The sequence below is a fragment of the Polaribacter sp. M10 genome (assembly GCF_054968445.1).
Window position 1 is genome coordinate 126,767 of record NZ_JBSSBG010000001.1, and the last position, 17,106, is coordinate 143,872.

The following is a 17,106-nucleotide window of genomic DNA, read 5'->3' on the forward strand; positions in this document are numbered from 1 at the left end:
TAAAAACCTTGCAGGATGATAGTTAACAAATAGTTGTAAATTACTTTACTTTTTTACATAAAGGATCCGCTCCAATTGTTCCGTTTAAACTTTCTAAATAAAATTTAGATTTTGCTTGTTTATGCAGTTCTCTAATTTTTTCTAGGCGTTTGTTTATATTCATTTCAGCCACTAGTTCTTTATTATCTAGATTAGAAATAAAAGCTTCTAAATAGTCGATTTGTTTTTTATAAAAAGCGATGTCTTTTTCTTGTTTTAATTTTAAACGTTCTAAATACCAATCGCTATTAATTACATAATCTCTATCAAAATATTTACGCAATTCTGGGTCACTGATTTCTTTACCTTCATAATTGCCATAAGCCATTATGTGCAATAATATTTTTAAAGGAGGTATTGCTGCATCTACACTTCCGTCTTCAAAATAGTTTAAAGCTACTTTTTGTTGCGCTTCGCAAATGTTTTTAATTCCATCTACATAATCTTCTAAACCTTGCAATTCTGGTTTTAACATTCTTTCGCTAAATACAGCAGTTGGTTCATCAAAAATTCTACTCATACATCTGTAAGCAAATTTTTTGGTAATTCTATATCCTAATCTACTTGCTAAGATTTTTTCTCCTTCATATTCAAAATCATCAATTTTTTCTAAAGCATTTTTCTTAATTAAATAATTAGGATCTCTGTCTTTTGGTTCTAATCTAGCCCAAATTTCAGGGATTAATAAGCTAACATCATGATCTATTTTATTTTCTGCACCAACATATCCTGCAGCAGTGCTAAAACCATTAGATTCTGTTAAAATATGAGACAACAAAGCATTGTTTAAATCTGTTGTTGGTGTTAGCATGTTAAATGGTGCTTTGGTTAAAGCTCCTTCAGAACCTGCTCCTGTTGTTGATGGAGATTTACCTGTTAAACTACAGATAAAGTCCATAAATAATTCTGGAGTTTCTTGATAATGAATTGGGTTGTATACTGCTAAAGGTCTAATTCCGTTTGCTTTATCTACTGGGTTGTTTCTTCTTCCTGGTAAAACAGCGTTTACAACATGGTTTAAAGGTTCTTTTAAAGACATTCTTCTTACCAAACGAACACCAATATCTGCTAAATAACTAGCTTCAGTTTCTTTAATAAATTTGTTTGGCTCTAAATAACGAGGGTTTTTGGTTGGCTCTCCATTTACTAATCTTGTATGAGAAGGAACAACAAAATACTCTTCTTCTTTATCGCTATTTACAATACTTTCTATAAAGTCTTGTACAGGTTGTGTATATTTATCAAAGTTGATAGTATCTTCGTACAACGCAATAGCATCTTCTTTTTTAAGCAACTCATAGTTTGTTAAAAAACGTCCTTCAGTTACTAAATCTAATTCTGCGCCTTTGTCATAACCTCTAACTACAGCCTCATCTGGTCTTTGAAATAAATGAGCCTCGCAGTTTGTTACTATTTTTAAACTCTTATTTTTAAATTCAGGATTTAAATTTTTAAGTGATTCTCTAGGCAGTGTAATTGAAGCTGAAATATCATCTTCCGTCTGAATTTTTTCGCAAGGAGAAAAGTCTGAACGTAATTTATTTAGCATCCAATTTCCTTCTGGATTAAATCCAATACGAACATAACTACCAACAACTGGTGTATTTTGATATCTTACACCTGTACCTTTTTGACCATTAATAATTTCAACAGTCATGTATTGTTTCCAGTTTAAACCTCCATGTGCTTGTCTGTATAAACGTTTTACAAATAACACTAAAGAACGAATGTGAACAGGAATGTTTTTAAGCATTTCATTATACTCATCAGAATTTTGATCTGAAGGAGTTAATAATCGAACAGCAGAACTTAAAGATCTTTTTTCGCTTAAAAATGATCTTGATACTGGTCTGTTTGGATCTTTTACTTTCCAACGATTTGAGTAAGTATATTCAATAATTTCATCGGCCTTTTTAAAATCTTCTTCTATATCTTGAATGTTAAAATTGCTATACGTAATAGCGTTTTGCATCGATTTAGAAATTTCAGATTTACCACCACCAGAAACTGTACAAGGTTTATGACAGAAAACACCTTCTGCAAACGTATCAACTATTCTCCATAAATTAACCGATTTATGTTTCTCAAGTTTAAACTTATTACCTGTTGGATGAACATAAGTTTTGTGAGGAGATAAAGTTAATTTTTGTTCCTTACTATTATGCATCCATGTAATGCTATTTTTGTTGATGTTTACATAAGCAAACTCAGGTATATAAATTATATTAGGATACTTTTTGTCTATGGCATAGTTTTCTGGTTGCACATCAATAGTATCGCCTAAAAGTTCTTTTACTTCTTCGAAAGTATGTTTAAAATTATGGAATTCAGAGTAATCTTTACCATCTAAAGTATCGCCCATAACTCTTCTTGCAAAAGCAATAGCACCACCTGCGTGTTCTTCTTCTACTAAACCAAATAAGTTGGCTGAGTAACTGATTTGAGTTTTAATTTCTTTTTTAGAATAACCATAGTAGTTGTCTGCAATTAAAGTGATAACCACACCTCTTTCATCTCTACATGTAATTTTAAATGCGCCACCATTGTTGTATAGTTCGTTTTCGTCTTTATAACACATTCCATCTTTTCTTTGACGCTCAGTTGCATCATCAAAATGAGGTAAACCAACATCTTTTTTCTTTAGTTTTAATAATTGCGGAGCTAAAACAATACATCCTGTATGACCTGTCCAATGTTCTGGGTCTAAAGCAGCATCATTATGTGCTAAGTTTGGATCGCCAGCATTACCAAAAATAGATTCAACAAAATCTAAATTACTTACCAAGTTACCTGGTACAAAAAAACGAACTTCTAAAGATTTTTTTGAAATTACTCCTTTTACTTCAGGACATACAGTTGGCCTTAATAACATAGAAACCATTACTTTAGCCTTTTCTTCTTGGTCAGCTGTAAATGGTAATATTTTTAAATCATCAGAAGGATTAAAAGCGGCATGTAAAAAATGTGCAAAAGTAACTTTTGGTACTTCAAATTTATCTAAAGGCACAGGTAAATCACCTTCTACAATATGAAAAGTACCTTTTGTAGTTCTTTTATCGTGCAAAGGATTGTTTAAAATACCTTGTTTAACTCTGCTTGTTGTAACCAAATCACTTTTAAAAGAATTACCATCTGGTGGTAAACTTGCTTCTCTTGCTTGTCCTTTTTTAGATAGAATTAATGTGTTATTTGGTATTTTTAATGATTTATCTATAGATACTTCCTTTAAATAATCATCTATAAAACTTTGAATTCTTGAATCGGCAGGAGAATGATGATCGGCCAATAATCTTGATTTTTCTTGTAGACTTTTAACAAGACCTAATGATAATTCTTCAAATTTTGGATCTAAAAATTTCTCAGGATTTTCTTCATTGTCTTTAAAAGTTGGCTGACCTAAAGAAGCTAACCTTAAGTTTATAAACTGAACGATGTCTTTTCTAGTTTCTTGCATGGAGTTTTACTTTAATTATGATTGGAATAATTTCTAAAGCAAAACTATAGCATCAATTAGATTAAAAAGCTGTCAAATGTCATATATTCAAAAAATTAACGAATACGATATAGAAAAAATAAAAAGTAAATAGTAGTGTTGTTAATAGAAATTATTTAAATGCATTTAATCCTGTAACGTCTAAACCAGTTATTAATAAGTGAATATCATGTGTACCTTCGTAAGTTATAACACTCTCTAAATTCATTGCATGACGCATAATAGAATATTCGCCAGAAATACCCATTCCACCTAACATTTGTCTTGCTTCTCTTGCAATATTTATAGCCATTTCTACATTATTACGTTTAGCCATAGAAATTTGTGCAGAGGTTGCTTTGCCTTCATTTCTTAAAACACCTAATCTCCAAGCTAACAATTGTGCTTTGGTGATTTCAGTAATCATTTCTGCTAACTTTTTTTGTTGTAATTGAAACTGACCAATAGGTTTACCAAATTGATGACGTTCTTTGCAGTAACGCAAAGCTGTATCATAACAATCCATAGCAGCACCAATGGCTCCCCAAGCAATTCCAAAACGAGCAGAATCTAAACAACCTAAAGGAGCACCCAAACCAGATTTATTAGGCAATAGATTTTCTTTAGGCACTTTTACATTATCAAAAATTAACTCGCCTGTAGAAGAAGCGCGCAAAGACCACTTGTTATGTGTTTCTGGGGTAGAAAAACCTTCCATACCACGTTCTACAATTAAACCATGAATTCTACCTTCTTCATTTTTAGCCCAAACCACTGCAATTTGTGCAAAAGGAGCGTTAGAAATCCACATTTTTGCACCATTTAAAAGATAATGGTCTCCCATGTCTTTAAACTTAGTTTCCATACCTCCAGGATTAGAGCCATGATTGGGTTCTGTTAAACCAAAACAACCCATCCATTCTCCAGAAGCCAATTTTGGCAAATATTTTTTTCGCTGTTCTTCTGATCCGTATTTGTAAATAGGATACATTACTAAAGAAGATTGCACAGAAGCAGTAGAGCGAACACCAGAATCACCACGTTCTATTTCTTGCATAATTAATCCGTAAGAAATTTGATCTAAACCAGCACCTCCATAATTTGTAGGAATATATGAACCAAAAGCACCAATTTCTGCTAAACCACCAATAATTTGTTTTGGGAATTCTGCTTTTTGAGCATATTCTTCTATAATAGGAGACACATCTCGTTTTACCCAACTTCTAGCAGATTCACGTACTAATTTATGTTCATCAGTTAATAAATCATCAATATTATAGTAATCTGGAGCTGTAAATAAATCTGGTTTCATATCTCTAATTTTCTAAAGGATAAATTGTAAAATGTATAAATTTTAACAAAAATATTGATTATTGTTTAATTTTTTGAAATAATATTCAGAAAATATTTGTTAATTTACTTTTATAAAAATACTGAATTTTTGAATTTCCTTTGTTGAAAGTCATAAAAAGTTATCCTTTTCAATTAAGTTTGTAGTAATGAAGTTTACCCTAGGAAAACAAGAAAGATTAAAAAGTAGAAAATTAATAGAAAAGCTTTATAAAGAAGGAAAATCTGTAAAAGCTTTTCCTTTAAGAATGGTTTATCTCCAAATAGAACATACGTCAGATTTTCCTGCACAAGTTGGGGTTTCTGTAGCAAAACGAAATTTTAAGAAAGCGCCTCACAGAAATCGACTTAAAAGAGTAATGAGAGAAACGTATCGTTTACAGAAAGAAATTGTGTACAATAATTTAGACAAACCTTACGTTTTTATGATTTCGTATATTGGTAAAGAAGAAAAACCTTATGAAGAACTTTTTTCTAAAATGAATAAACTGTTAAACTTATTTGTAGAAGAAGTAAAAAATAAAGAAAATGAGTAACCTAAAAATCAAAAGACATACAATACTAATTCTATTAGTTGCAACGGTTTTTTTATCGTTTTCTTTTAAATCTAATTTTTTTGAGGTAGCCAAACAAATAGAAATATATAACTCTTTGTTTAAGGAGTTAAATATGTATTATATTGATGAAATTAATCCTGCGGATTTAACAGATAAAGTAATTAAAAACACTTTAAAAGATTTAGATCCGTACACCAATTTTTATAATGAGCAAGATGTAGAAGATGCTAGAATAAGAAGAGAAGGTGAGTATGCAGGTATAGGAGTTTCTGTTTATTATACCCAACAAGGTATTCAAATAAAAGAAATTTATAAAGGTTTTTCTGCAGATAAAGCTGCTTTAAAAGCAGGAGATGTAATAATTTCTGTAAATGGAGAATCTATTAAAAATATGGATAGAGATCAGCAATCTATGTTTTTAAAAGGCGCTCCAGATACCCAACTAAGCATAGAAATTGAGCGTCAAGGAAATATTATTAAAAAACAAGTAAACAGAGAACAAGTAGAAATAAATCCTGTTCCTTTTTTTAGTATGATTGATAATGAAACAGGTTACATTACTTTAACGAGGTTTAATAACAAAGCATCATCCGAAGTAAAAAAAGCTTACAGAGCATTAAAGAAAAAAGGAATGAAAAAGTTGGTTTTTGATTTAAGATCGAATCCAGGAGGTTCTTTAATGGAAGCCATCAATATTACAAACTTTTTTATACCAAAAGGTAAAACTATTGTTACAACCAAAGCTAAAATTAAAGAATTAAGTCAGGCTTACAAGGGCACTAATGATCCTTTAGATCTAGAAATTCCTTTGGTAGTTCTAATTGATGGTAAGTCTGCATCTGCATCAGAAATTGTTAGTGGTTCTTTGCAAGATTATGATAGAGCTGTAATTATGGGGCAGCGTTCTTTTGGTAAAGGTTTAGTTCAGCGTCAAAAAGAATTGACATATGGTACGCAATTAAAATTAACAATTTCTAAATATTATACACCAAGTGGCAGATGTATTCAAGAATTAGATTACACCAATAGAGATGATAAAACAGGTAAGGTTCCAAAATTTTCTGACCAAGGAATTAACGAATTTAAAACTGCAAAAGGACGTACAGTTTTTGATGGAGGAGGAGTACTACCTGATATAGAAATTAAAGAAACTAAAAGAACAAAAGCAACAGAAAGTTTATTAAATTCTAAAGCAATTTTTAATTTTGCTACCGATTATTTTTATAAAAATAAAGAAATTGATTCTGTAGAAAGTTTTGCTTATAAAACTGCAGATTTCAAAAAGTTTACAGAATATTTAAAAACAGATACTACGTTTGTTTTAGAACAAGAAAGGCTGTTTAAAAAAGCTTTTTTAGCTTCTAATAGAGACAATATTTTAAAAGAATATAAAAAAATAAAAAACATACTTTTAGAAGAAAAAATTAAAGAAGTGTCCAAAAATCAAGACATTATAAATGCTTTAATAGAAGAAGAAATTATTAAAAGATATTATTATAGCGAAGGTGTTTATAAACACAATTTAAAGCAAGATAACACCATATCTAAAGCTGTAGAATTATTAAAAAATCAAGATAGATATAATCAAATATTATCAGTTAATTAATTATATATTTGCTCCACAAAATAAAATGCTAGATCCAAAAAACATAGAAAGAACAAGAGCCCAAGAATCTACAAATGCAATAGAAAAACTTTATATTTCTATGCGCCATTTGTTTAGTAGAGGCTTTTACAAACCAATGGGAGTTTCAGGTGAAACTCTTCGTAAATCGTTATTGCTTTTAAGGCCAGAAATTTATGGTTCTATAGCAGAAGAAAAAATAGAATTAAAGGGTTTAACGTATGTTATCGAAAGACTTCCAGAAGGCATAGAACAATGTCAATTTATCAATTTAACTGCAGACGAAGGTTATAAAAATTCTCATTTTAAACCAATTATTCCTCCAAAAAGGAGAAGAAATTGTTACAGGATTGATAAAGATCAAATGAATATCGAAATTACCAGAGGTAGATCTGAAATTTATGATATTCTTACGCATCTTACTTTTTTGTTTATAGAATCTCATAAAATTCAAGAACGTGTTTCTTTAGACGAAGGTGAGAGTTTTACAAGAGAATGGCTTCATTTAGAAGACGTTGTTTTGCATAAAAAGAAAATATCCGAAGAAGAAAAAGAAGTCTTAATAGTTCATTTAGGAAATATTTTAGGAAGAACTTTTGATGAGGTTTCTGAAATATTTAAAGTTTTTTCTACAGAAAAAAGACCAAATAAATTTTTTGAGATCATTTATTGGTTGGGTAAACTCGCTATTAAAGAAGTGTACGAAGGAGAAAAACGAACAGTAACTTTTAGCTCTCTTTTAATAGAAGAAATAGGGCATCATATTTATGGTGAAATTTGGGCAAATGATATCAAACACATTTTAAAAGAATACAATCTTTTAAAAAGACCAATACATATTATTAGTGCAAATATGCACAGCGTTTTAAATTCTATTTATGCAAACGGAGCATTACCAGATGAAGCAGCAACGCACAAAGGCTTTGAACTTTTTCAATTATTAAGCAATGCAGATAGCAAACCTTTGCAAAAAAGAGTCAAAGATTATGCATCAGAAAATGGGTTGATTTATGTAAAAGATACTTCTGGTACAAACATTAATGTACAAATTATAGATACAGATAAAATAAATTTCGATGTTTCATCGTTTCAAAGAGAAAACTCTTTGGATAAAAATCCGGTGATTATTGTAATGGATTATGCGTTTGGTGAGCAAGCTTATGAAACTATGGATGAATTGCTTAAACCTTATAATTTTAATAATGAAAAGATTCATTTAGATGTAGAATCTGTTTCAATTATGGGGAAAGCAGGAATTTTAGAAGGTGGTAAAGGAGATATAATGATTCCTTCTGCCCATATTTTTGAAGGTACAGCAGACAATTATCCGTTTAAAAATGAGTTAACCAAAGAAGATTTAGAAAATTTTGGCGTGCAAGTTTTTGATGGTACAATGATTTCTGTTTTGGGAACATCACTCCAAAACAAAGACCTTTTAAAGTTTTTCCATGATTCTACTTGGAATGTAATTGGTTTAGAAATGGAAGGTGCACATTACCAAAAAGCCATACAATCTGCCTCTAAAATTCGAGGAAATATATCAGAAAACGTAAAAGTTAGATATGCTTATTATGCATCAGATAATCCTTTAGAAACTGGTGCAACTTTAGCCTCAGGAGGTTTAGGAATGACAGGTGTTGTGCCTACTTATGCAATTACGCAAAAAATATTAGAACAAATTTTTTAAATCAATTAAAGATCCATTTTATAACCAAACTTTAAAAAAATGTCAACAAACCAAAAAGATAAAAATAACGAAGAAGAAGTAGACTTAGGATCATTATTTTTAATTATAGGTAAAGGTTTTACAAAATTCTTTAATTTTATAGGTGCTATTTTTAAAGGGATATTTCATGTATTCATATCAATTTTAATATTCTTTAAAGATAATTTTATAAAAATCGGAATTGCAGGCTTAATTGGTGTAATAGCGGGTGTATTTTTGGAGGTAAAAAGTGAAAAAAAATATGGTTCTGAATTATTGGTAGAACCAAATTTTAAGAGTGCTTTACAACTTTATAATAATGTTAATTTTTATAATGATCTAGTAAAACAGAAAGATACTGTAACTTTAAGTAAAGTTTTCGATTTAAATATGGAAGATGCTTCTTCCTTAAAGAAATTTTCTATAGAACCTTTAGTGGTAGATACAGATAAAATTAATGCATATAACGATTTAATTTTATCAGTAGATACATTAACTATTAAGAGTTATGAATACGAAGATTTTAAAAATTCATTTACCGATTTCGATTATAAAGTACATAAAATATCTGTAGTTGCTACTAAAAATGATGTTTTTAATAAGTTAGATGATGTAATTATTTCTTCAGTTGTTAATAATAAATATTTTAACAGAATAAAAGAATTACAGAACGAAGATTTAAATAGAACAGACTCTTTATATCGACTTAATTTAGCGCAAATAGATTCTTTAAGAAGGGTTTATATGGAGGTAATGCTCGAAGAAGCCAAAAAACAAACTACAGGTACAAATATCGATTTAGGAGGACAAAAGAAAACTTCTAAAGAATTAGAATTATTTGATACCAATAGAAAAATAAATGCCGATTTAAGAAATATAGCAAAAGAGAAATCTAAGAAATATGAAGTTATAAATGTTATTTCTAACTTTCAGCCAGTGGGTTATGAACTAAAAGGAGTTACTAAAAATTATGGATTTTTATTAGGTGTTATTGGTGCTGGTTTAATGATTGTATTTTTACTTTTAATTAAATTAAATAAGTTTTTAGAGAATTATAAAAAATAAATAATGCATACAGTTTTAATAACTGGAGGAGCAGGTTTTATTGGCTCTAATTTTATTCCGTTTATTTTAGAAAAACAGAAAGATTTAAGAGTAGTTAACTTAGATTTATTAACCTATGCAGGAAATTTAGAGAACTTAAAAGAAGTTGAAGATAATTCTAACTATACTTTTATAAAAGGAGATATTTGTGATAGAAAATTGGTAGAAAGTTTGTTTAAGCAATACAACTTTACAAGTGTTATTCATTTTGCAGCAGAATCGCATGTTGATAATTCTATAAATAATCCAGATAGTTTTATTAAAACAAATGTTTTTGGCACTTTTAACGTTTTAGATGTCGCTAAAAACCATTGGATGGATGCAGCTAATAATTATAAAAATGATTTTATTAACGCTAGATTTCATCATATCTCAACAGACGAAGTTTATGGTTCTTTAGGAAAAACAGGTTTTTTTACAGAAAAAACGCCTTATGCTCCAAATAGTCCATACAGTGCTTCAAAAGCATCATCAGATTTTTTAGTTCGTAGTTATTTTCATACTTATGGGTTAAATGTAGTTACTACAAATTGTTCCAATAATTATGGGCCTAAACAACATGACGAAAAATTGATACCAACCATAATTAGAAAAGCACTTTCAGGAGAAAATATTCCTATTTATGGTGATGGTAAAAATGTTAGAGATTGGTTATATGTTATAGATCATTGTAAGGGAATAGAACTTGTTTTTAGAAATGGAAAAGCAGGAGAAACCTATAATATTGGAGGTAATAATGAGCATAATAATTTGTACATTGCCAATAAAATTTGTGATTACTTAGATGAAGTTTTTCCTAAAAACACATCTTACAAAAACCAAATAACCTTTGTTAAAGATCGTTTAGGACACGATTTTAGATATGCAATTGATGCTACTAAAATTGAAAAAGAATTAGGTTGGCAAGCAAATGAAAATTTTAACGGAGGCATAAAGAAAACAATAAACTGGTATATTAAAAAGTATAATTAATGAAAGGGATAATTTTAGCAGGTGGTTCAGGCACAAGATTGCATCCTCTTACTTTAGCAGTAAGCAAGCAATTAATGCCTATTTATGATAAACCTATGATATATTATCCTTTATCAACATTAATTTCTGCAGGTATCAACCAAATATTAATTATTTCAACTCCTAATGACCTGCATTTATTTAAAAACTTATTAGGTGATGGAACTAAGTTTGGCTGTGAATTTTATTATGAAGCGCAAGAAAATCCGAATGGTTTGGCAGAAGCGTTTTTAATAGGAAAAGATTTTATTGGTAAAGATAAGGTTGCTTTAATTTTGGGTGATAATATTTTTTATGGTACAGGATTGTCTAAATCTTTAAAAGAAAACACTAATCCAGAAGGCGGAATTGTGTATGCTTATCATGTAAATGATCCAGAAAGGTATGGAGTTATTGAATTTAATGAGCATCAGAAAGCGATTTCAATAGAAGAAAAACCTTTAAAACCAAAATCGCACTTTGTTGTACCTGGTATTTATTTTTATGATAACTCAGTGATTCAAAAAGCCGAAAATTTAGAGCCGAGTGCAAGAGGAGAATTAGAGATTACAGATATTAATAAATCCTATTTAAACGAAGGTAAACTAGCCGTAAAAATTTTAGATAAAGGTACAGCTTGGTTAGATACTGGTACTTTTAAATCGTTAATGCAAGCCAGTACATTTGTTGAAGTAATTGAAGAAAGACAAGGTTTAAAAATAGGATCTATAGAAGAGGCAGCATATAGCAGCGGATTTATAACAAAAAAACAGCTACAAGAACTGGCCAAACCATTCTTAAAAAGTGGTTATGGTAGAAATTTGATGGAAATTTAATGAAAGTTACAGAAACAAAATTAAAGGGTTGTTATATTATTGAACCCGAAATTTTCCAAGATTCTAGAGGTGTTTTTTTTGAGAGTTTCAATAAAAAGAAATTTAAAGAAAAAACGGGTTTAGAAATAGACTTTGTACAAGATAATATATCTATTTCAAATAAAGGAGTAATAAGAGGTTTACATATACAAAAAGGTGAATTTGCTCAAGCCAAATTGATTAAAGTTATAAAAGGTAAAGTTTTAGACGTAGTTGTAGATGTTAAAAAAGAATCTAAAACTTTTGGACAATCATTTAGTAGTATTTTATCAGAAGAAAATGCAAAACAATTGTTTGTACCTAGGGGGTTTTTACATGGCTTTTCCGTTTTAGAAGACAATACCATTGTTTCTTATAAATGTGATAATTATTATAATAAAGAAGCAGAAGATGGAGTTGTTTATAATGATAGTGATTTGAATATTGATTGGAGGTTGAAAGATTATGATCCAATTATTTCAGACAAGGACCAAGTTTTAAAGGTTTTTGAAGATTTTATTTAGTTTTTCTATATTTTAATAATTGCAATTCTATGTTTTGCTAAAGAGAATTAAGCTTTTTTTAGCTTTTAAAAAAGGTCAATAAAATTATTCTAAAAAAAGAATGAATTATAAAAATGAATTCTAATTACCTATTAAAGATTTAAATATATTGATTTTTAAAATGTTAATTAGAGTTTAAATTATCTATAACTTGTATTAGAAATTGCGTTAATGAGAACAATATTAAATAATCTTACTAAAAAAATTAATTTTTTTTTTAAAGGACACAAAAGATCTTTAAAGGTTAAAAAAAATATAGGATTACTTTTTTTTGTTAAAGGGTATGCAATTATCATAAATTTTGCACTTATTCCTTTAACTTTAGAGATACTAGATGAATATAAATATGGAGTTTGGATTACTATATTTAATGTTTTGACATGGATAGAATTATTTGATGTAGGTATTGGAAACGGGTTAAGAAATAAATTTACAGAATCAATAGCTAACAATAATATAAAAAAAGCTAGAGAGTATGTAAGTACTGCTTACTTTATAATGTTGACAATATCTCTAGGCTTAATTATTCTCTTTTATTTACCTTGGAGTTTTATAGATTGGGCTTTTGTATTTAATGTAGAGCCCGAATTTAATATAGAAATTAAAAAACTCATTTGGATTTTATTTACAATTACTTCAGTTCAATTCTCATTAAAGTTAATTAATACAATATTATTGGCTGACCATAGACCAGCATATGCCGCATTCGTAATTAGTATATCTAACACAATAATTTTTTTTATATTACTTGTGTTTAAAGATGACTTCCATAAGAATCTTATTGGTGTTGGTGCAATTTACACTTTAGTTCCTCTAATAATTTTTGTTTTTTTTAGTTTATGGATGTTTAATAATAAATATAAAAATATTAAGCCTTCAATTAAATTTTTTAAAAAAGAAAAAGTAAAAGATTTATTTTCTTTAGGTAGTCGTTTTTTTGTTATTCAGATAGCAGGTATTGTTATTTTTCAAACAGATGCCCTTATTATTTCTCATGTCTTATCTCCAAAAGAAGTAACTCCATATAACATAACTTTTAGGTATTTTGGAATAATTACAATGTTAACTAACTTAATTTTAACTCCTCTTTGGTCTGCATATTCTGAAGCATACGCAAGCAATGATATTCTTTGGATTAGGCAAGTTGTAAAAAAACAATTAAAAGGTGTGTTATATGTAATCCCAATATTAGTATTGATGGTGTTTTTCGGTAAAAATATTATTTTTTTATGGGTAAAAGATTTGTTGTCAATATCTTATCCATTGCTAGTGTGTTTTGCATTTTACACTCTTTTTAGTATAATCACAGGTGTCTTATCAATGGTTTTAGGAGGCATTAGTAAAATAAGAATGGTCATGTATATGACAATATTTACAATGCTAATTAATATCCCATTATCACTCTTTTTAATTAGCTTTGTAAATAATAAGTCTTATGGAGTAATTTTAGCAACAACTATTTGTTTAGTTGTAACTGCTATTGGAAACTCAATTCAAGTAAAATACTTTATTTTTTCAGTAAAAAGAACCCAATTTTTAGATAAAATGTTAAAATGATATTTATATGAAAAAGATATTTGAATACTTTAAATACTGCCTCTATAAAATAATAAATATAATTTCCGGTATTTTTACAATAAATTTACCATTCTTTATTTACATAAGAACATTTTTGTTGAAAAGAACAGGAATGATTATAGGGAATAGTTCTTTTATTGATAATGGCTTTAAATTTTTACACCCTAAAAATATTATAATAGGTAAATATGTGAGTCTTGGGCACTATAATAAAATTTGGGCATTTAATAAAGTTATTATTGGAGATTATGTGCAAACGGCATTAGGGTTAACTATTATTTCGGGGAGTCATAATGTAAATGATTATGGACCTAAAACTGATAATCAAGAAATAATTTTAGAAGGTGAGAATTGGATAGGAGCTAATGTAACAATTCTTGGAGGTGTTACCGTTGGAAAAGGAACGATTATAGGAGCAGGTTCTGTTGTTGTTAAAAGTTTGCCTAGTTATAGTGTTTGTGTTGGAAACCCTTGTAGAGTAATACGCGATAGAATTCCATCCGAACTTGTTGAGTCTCCTTTTGGAGCTTATAATCCAGATTATTTTAAAAGATGAAAGGTTTAATTAGAGATATAATAAATTCGGTTGATGATATTAGAGATTCTAGAAAAAGAAAAGGTTTTCTAAAAGAGGAGTTGTTAAGGGTAAGAATATCTTCTCATAGAGCAGTATATAATGATTTTATTATTAATCAAACAGCACAAAGATCTGGAATTATTGGAAATACTATTTTTTATAATGGAATAAAACCAGATTTTGATTTTGTGATAAATAAACCTAACAAAGCTTTAAACTATAATAAAGAGAAAAGTTTTTTACTGCATATAGAACCACCTTCTTATATAAAAAAGTTAGGATTATCATCTCCTAAAATAGTAAATAAGTTTCGTAAGGTATATACCTCCGATCTAAATTTAGTTAAAAGAGATAATGAAAAGTATTTTATTTCACCTCCTTTTGTTCACTGGCATTTAGGTGGTAATTATCATATTAATAAAATTAGAAATGATTATATTATTGATTATGATTTTTTATTAAATGGAAAATATCCAGATAAAGAGATAAATATGTCTGTAATTAATTCTAATTTAATGATTGTTGAAGGTCATAAAATAAGAGCAAGATTTTTAGAAAAACTTTGTAAAAATTATTCTAATTTTAATTTATATGGTGGTTCTAAATGGGCAAATTTTAAACAATATATAGATAACGCACCAAATGGAAAATGGTATCCTTTTTCTAAAAGTAGGTATGTGCTTGTTATAGAAAATGAAAAAGCTCCTTATTATTGGAGTGAAAAATTTTCAGATGTAATATTAAGTTTTGCAACACCTATATATTATGGATGTCCAAATATATCAGATTATTTTCCTGAGGGTAGCTATTACGCCCTTGATATTAATAAAAAAGATAGTGTAGAAGAATTAATTTCTGTGGTTGAAAGTGACTTTCATGAAAAAAATATAGAAAAGTTAATTGAAGCAAGAAATTTAATACTGAAAAAGTACAATATGTTTAGTTTTATGAATAAAGTAATAAATGAAAACCTATAAAATGGTAGTACTTGTAAATTTTGCTGATAAAAATTTTAGAAAAAAACAGAAATGGAACACTATATCAGCTAAGTTATTTGGTAATTTTGATAAAGTGTTAGAGTACACTAATAAAGATTTAAGTAAACAAGCGCTAAAGCAAAATGAAAATAGTGTAAAGTATCAAGAAAAAGGAGCAGGAAATTATTTTTGGAAACCTTATATAGTAGAAAAAGCACTTAAAGAAATAGAAATAGGAGATTATTTAATGTATGCAGATAGTGGTACTTTTTTTTTGAAAAGTATTTTACCTTTAGTAAATTATATGGAAGAAAAAGAAAAAAATATTTTTTGCTTTAGATTACCACTCATAGAAAAACAATGGACTAAAAGAGATGCTTTTCTTTTAATGGGGGCTGATGAAAAAAAATATACAGATTCACCTCAAATTTTAGCAACCTATTTTATAATTAAAAAATGTGAAGAATCTATTAAGTTTATATCTGATTATAAAAACTATTGTTTTGATAGTAGAATTCTTAGTGATGATTTAAATGTTTTAGGAAAAGATAATTACAATGAATTTATAGAACATAGACATGATCAATCTGTTTTAAGTTTGTTGTGTAAAAAATATGGCAATGTTCTTATAGAACAAGATATGAGCGATTATGGATACTTTCCTTATAAATATTTTGAGAATTCAAAAAGATTATATGATAAAGATTCCCTAGATATCACTAAAAATAAATTTAAAGGAACACTTTTGTCAAATAGAAGTGTAAATCCATTTAAACATCTTTTTAAATATATTTTAAAAAGAGCAATATTGTTTACAGGTATAAAACTATAATGATGAACCTACCTTTATTTTCTATAATTACAGTATCTTATGATTCTGATAAGACAATAGCAAGAACAATAAATTCTTTATTGTGTCAAAGTATATCAAATTTTGAATATATCGTTGTAGACGGAAAATCATCAGATAATACTGTAGATATTATTAAATCTTACGAACAAAGTTTTAAGGATAGAAACATTAAATTTATATGGATTTCTGAAAAAGATACCGGTATTTATGATGCTTTTAATAAAGGAATAAAGTTAGCTAATGGAAGTTGGATCTCTTTTTTGGGTTCTGATGATTATTATTTAGAGAACGCTTTAGAAAAATATAAAAAAGAAATAGAAAATCAACCTAAAGAATTAGACTTCATTCACTCTATAGTAAAAGTAGAAGGTAATAAAATTATTAATGATAAATGGAAGTGGAAATACTTTAGAAAAAGCATGAATATTGCTCATGTAGGTGCATTTCACAACAAAAATTATTTTATTAAATATGGCCTTTACAATACTGATTATAAAATTGCTGGAGATTATGAATTATTGTTAAGAGCAAAAGAGAATTTAAAAACTCATTGGTTTAATTCTGTTACAGCAATTATGGCTGCAGATGGTGTAAGTAATTCTCAAATAAAGAAAGTATATTTAGAAACAACAAAGGCTAAAATAGAAACAGGCAAAAGCAATTATCTTATAGCTAATATATATTATTTAAAATGGATGTTTAAATATAAAGTAAAAACTATTTTAAATGCGATTATTAAATAAATACTTAATTTATAGTAGTGTTTTTGCCTTATTTACAGAAGCCTTTTTTTTTCATTTTGTAATAGATATTAAACTTTATTACATAATTTTAATATCAAATTTTTTTATTCTGGCATCAAC

General features: G+C 28.1%; 14 protein-coding genes. 12 read left to right on the forward strand and 2 right to left on the reverse strand.

The features are described from left to right. Positions 1–40: 40 nt before the first annotated feature. Entirely contained in the window at positions 41–3,493 is a 3,453-nt protein-coding gene (locus ACWYN7_RS00530) for a hypothetical protein (RefSeq protein WP_462857892.1), read from the reverse strand. Positions 3,494–3,644: 151 nt separating this feature from the next. Beyond that, positions 3,645–4,823: an acyl-CoA dehydrogenase family protein gene (locus tag ACWYN7_RS00535; protein ID WP_462857893.1), complete on the reverse strand. Its 1,179-nt coding sequence runs from the start codon at positions 4,821–4,823 to the stop codon at positions 3,645–3,647. A gap of 187 nt (positions 4,824–5,010) precedes the next feature. On the opposite strand from ACWYN7_RS00535, the gene rnpA reads away from it, so the two are divergent. The 12 genes from rnpA (at position 5,011) to ACWYN7_RS00595 (ending at position 16,986) form a co-directional block, all read left to right on the forward strand. Then, a complete protein-coding gene (rnpA, locus tag ACWYN7_RS00540; protein ID WP_462857894.1) occupies positions 5,011–5,397 on the forward strand; it encodes a ribonuclease P protein component in 387 nt (128 codons plus the stop codon). Continuing rightward, positions 5,390–7,024 carry a S41 family peptidase gene (locus ACWYN7_RS00545; protein ID WP_462857895.1) on the forward strand — a complete coding sequence of 545 codons (1,635 nt, stop codon included), beginning with the start codon at positions 5,390–5,392 and terminating at the stop codon, positions 7,022–7,024. The genes rnpA and ACWYN7_RS00545 overlap by 8 nt, the downstream gene beginning before the upstream one ends. Before the next feature lie 25 nt (positions 7,025–7,049). Continuing rightward, positions 7,050–8,729, forward strand: coding sequence for a DUF6909 family protein (locus ACWYN7_RS00550; protein WP_462857896.1), 1,680 nt, complete (start codon positions 7,050–7,052; stop codon positions 8,727–8,729). A 39-nt stretch (positions 8,730–8,768) separates the two neighbouring features. After that, complete coding sequence (locus tag ACWYN7_RS00555) at positions 8,769–9,812, forward strand: hypothetical protein (RefSeq protein WP_462857897.1); 1,044 nt, start codon at positions 8,769–8,771, stop codon at positions 9,810–9,812. A 3-nt stretch (positions 9,813–9,815) separates the two neighbouring features. Then, the gene (gene rfbB / locus ACWYN7_RS00560; RefSeq protein ID WP_462857898.1) at positions 9,816–10,823 is read left to right on the forward strand and encodes a dTDP-glucose 4,6-dehydratase; all 1,008 of its coding nucleotides are present in this window, start codon (positions 9,816–9,818) and stop codon (positions 10,821–10,823) included. Continuing rightward, positions 10,823–11,677 carry a glucose-1-phosphate thymidylyltransferase RfbA gene (gene rfbA / locus ACWYN7_RS00565; protein ID WP_462857899.1) on the forward strand — a complete coding sequence of 285 codons (855 nt, stop codon included), beginning with the start codon at positions 10,823–10,825 and terminating at the stop codon, positions 11,675–11,677. The genes rfbB and rfbA overlap by 1 nt, the downstream gene beginning before the upstream one ends. Then, positions 11,677–12,219 carry a dTDP-4-dehydrorhamnose 3,5-epimerase gene (gene rfbC, locus ACWYN7_RS00570; RefSeq protein WP_462857900.1) on the forward strand — a complete coding sequence of 181 codons (543 nt, stop codon included), beginning with the start codon at positions 11,677–11,679 and terminating at the stop codon, positions 12,217–12,219. The genes rfbA and rfbC overlap by 1 nt, the downstream gene beginning before the upstream one ends. 210 nt (positions 12,220–12,429) lie before the next feature. After that, a complete protein-coding gene (locus ACWYN7_RS00575; protein ID WP_462857901.1) occupies positions 12,430–13,815 on the forward strand; it encodes a lipopolysaccharide biosynthesis protein in 1,386 nt (461 codons plus the stop codon). A 118-nt stretch (positions 13,816–13,933) separates the two neighbouring features. Next, positions 13,934–14,392: an acyltransferase gene (locus ACWYN7_RS00580; protein ID WP_462857902.1), complete on the forward strand. Its 459-nt coding sequence runs from the start codon at positions 13,934–13,936 to the stop codon at positions 14,390–14,392. Beyond that, a complete protein-coding gene (locus ACWYN7_RS00585; protein WP_462857903.1) occupies positions 14,389–15,390 on the forward strand; it encodes a hypothetical protein in 1,002 nt (333 codons plus the stop codon). Before ACWYN7_RS00580 ends, ACWYN7_RS00585 begins: the two co-directional genes overlap by 4 nt. After that, on the forward strand, positions 15,377–16,222 hold the full coding sequence (locus tag ACWYN7_RS00590; protein ID WP_462857904.1) for a hypothetical protein: 846 nt from the start codon (positions 15,377–15,379) through the stop codon (positions 16,220–16,222). Before ACWYN7_RS00585 ends, ACWYN7_RS00590 begins: the two co-directional genes overlap by 14 nt. A gap of 2 nt (positions 16,223–16,224) precedes the next feature. Then, on the forward strand, positions 16,225–16,986 hold the full coding sequence (locus ACWYN7_RS00595; protein WP_462857905.1) for a glycosyltransferase family 2 protein: 762 nt from the start codon (positions 16,225–16,227) through the stop codon (positions 16,984–16,986). Positions 16,987–17,106 lie beyond the last annotated feature (120 nt).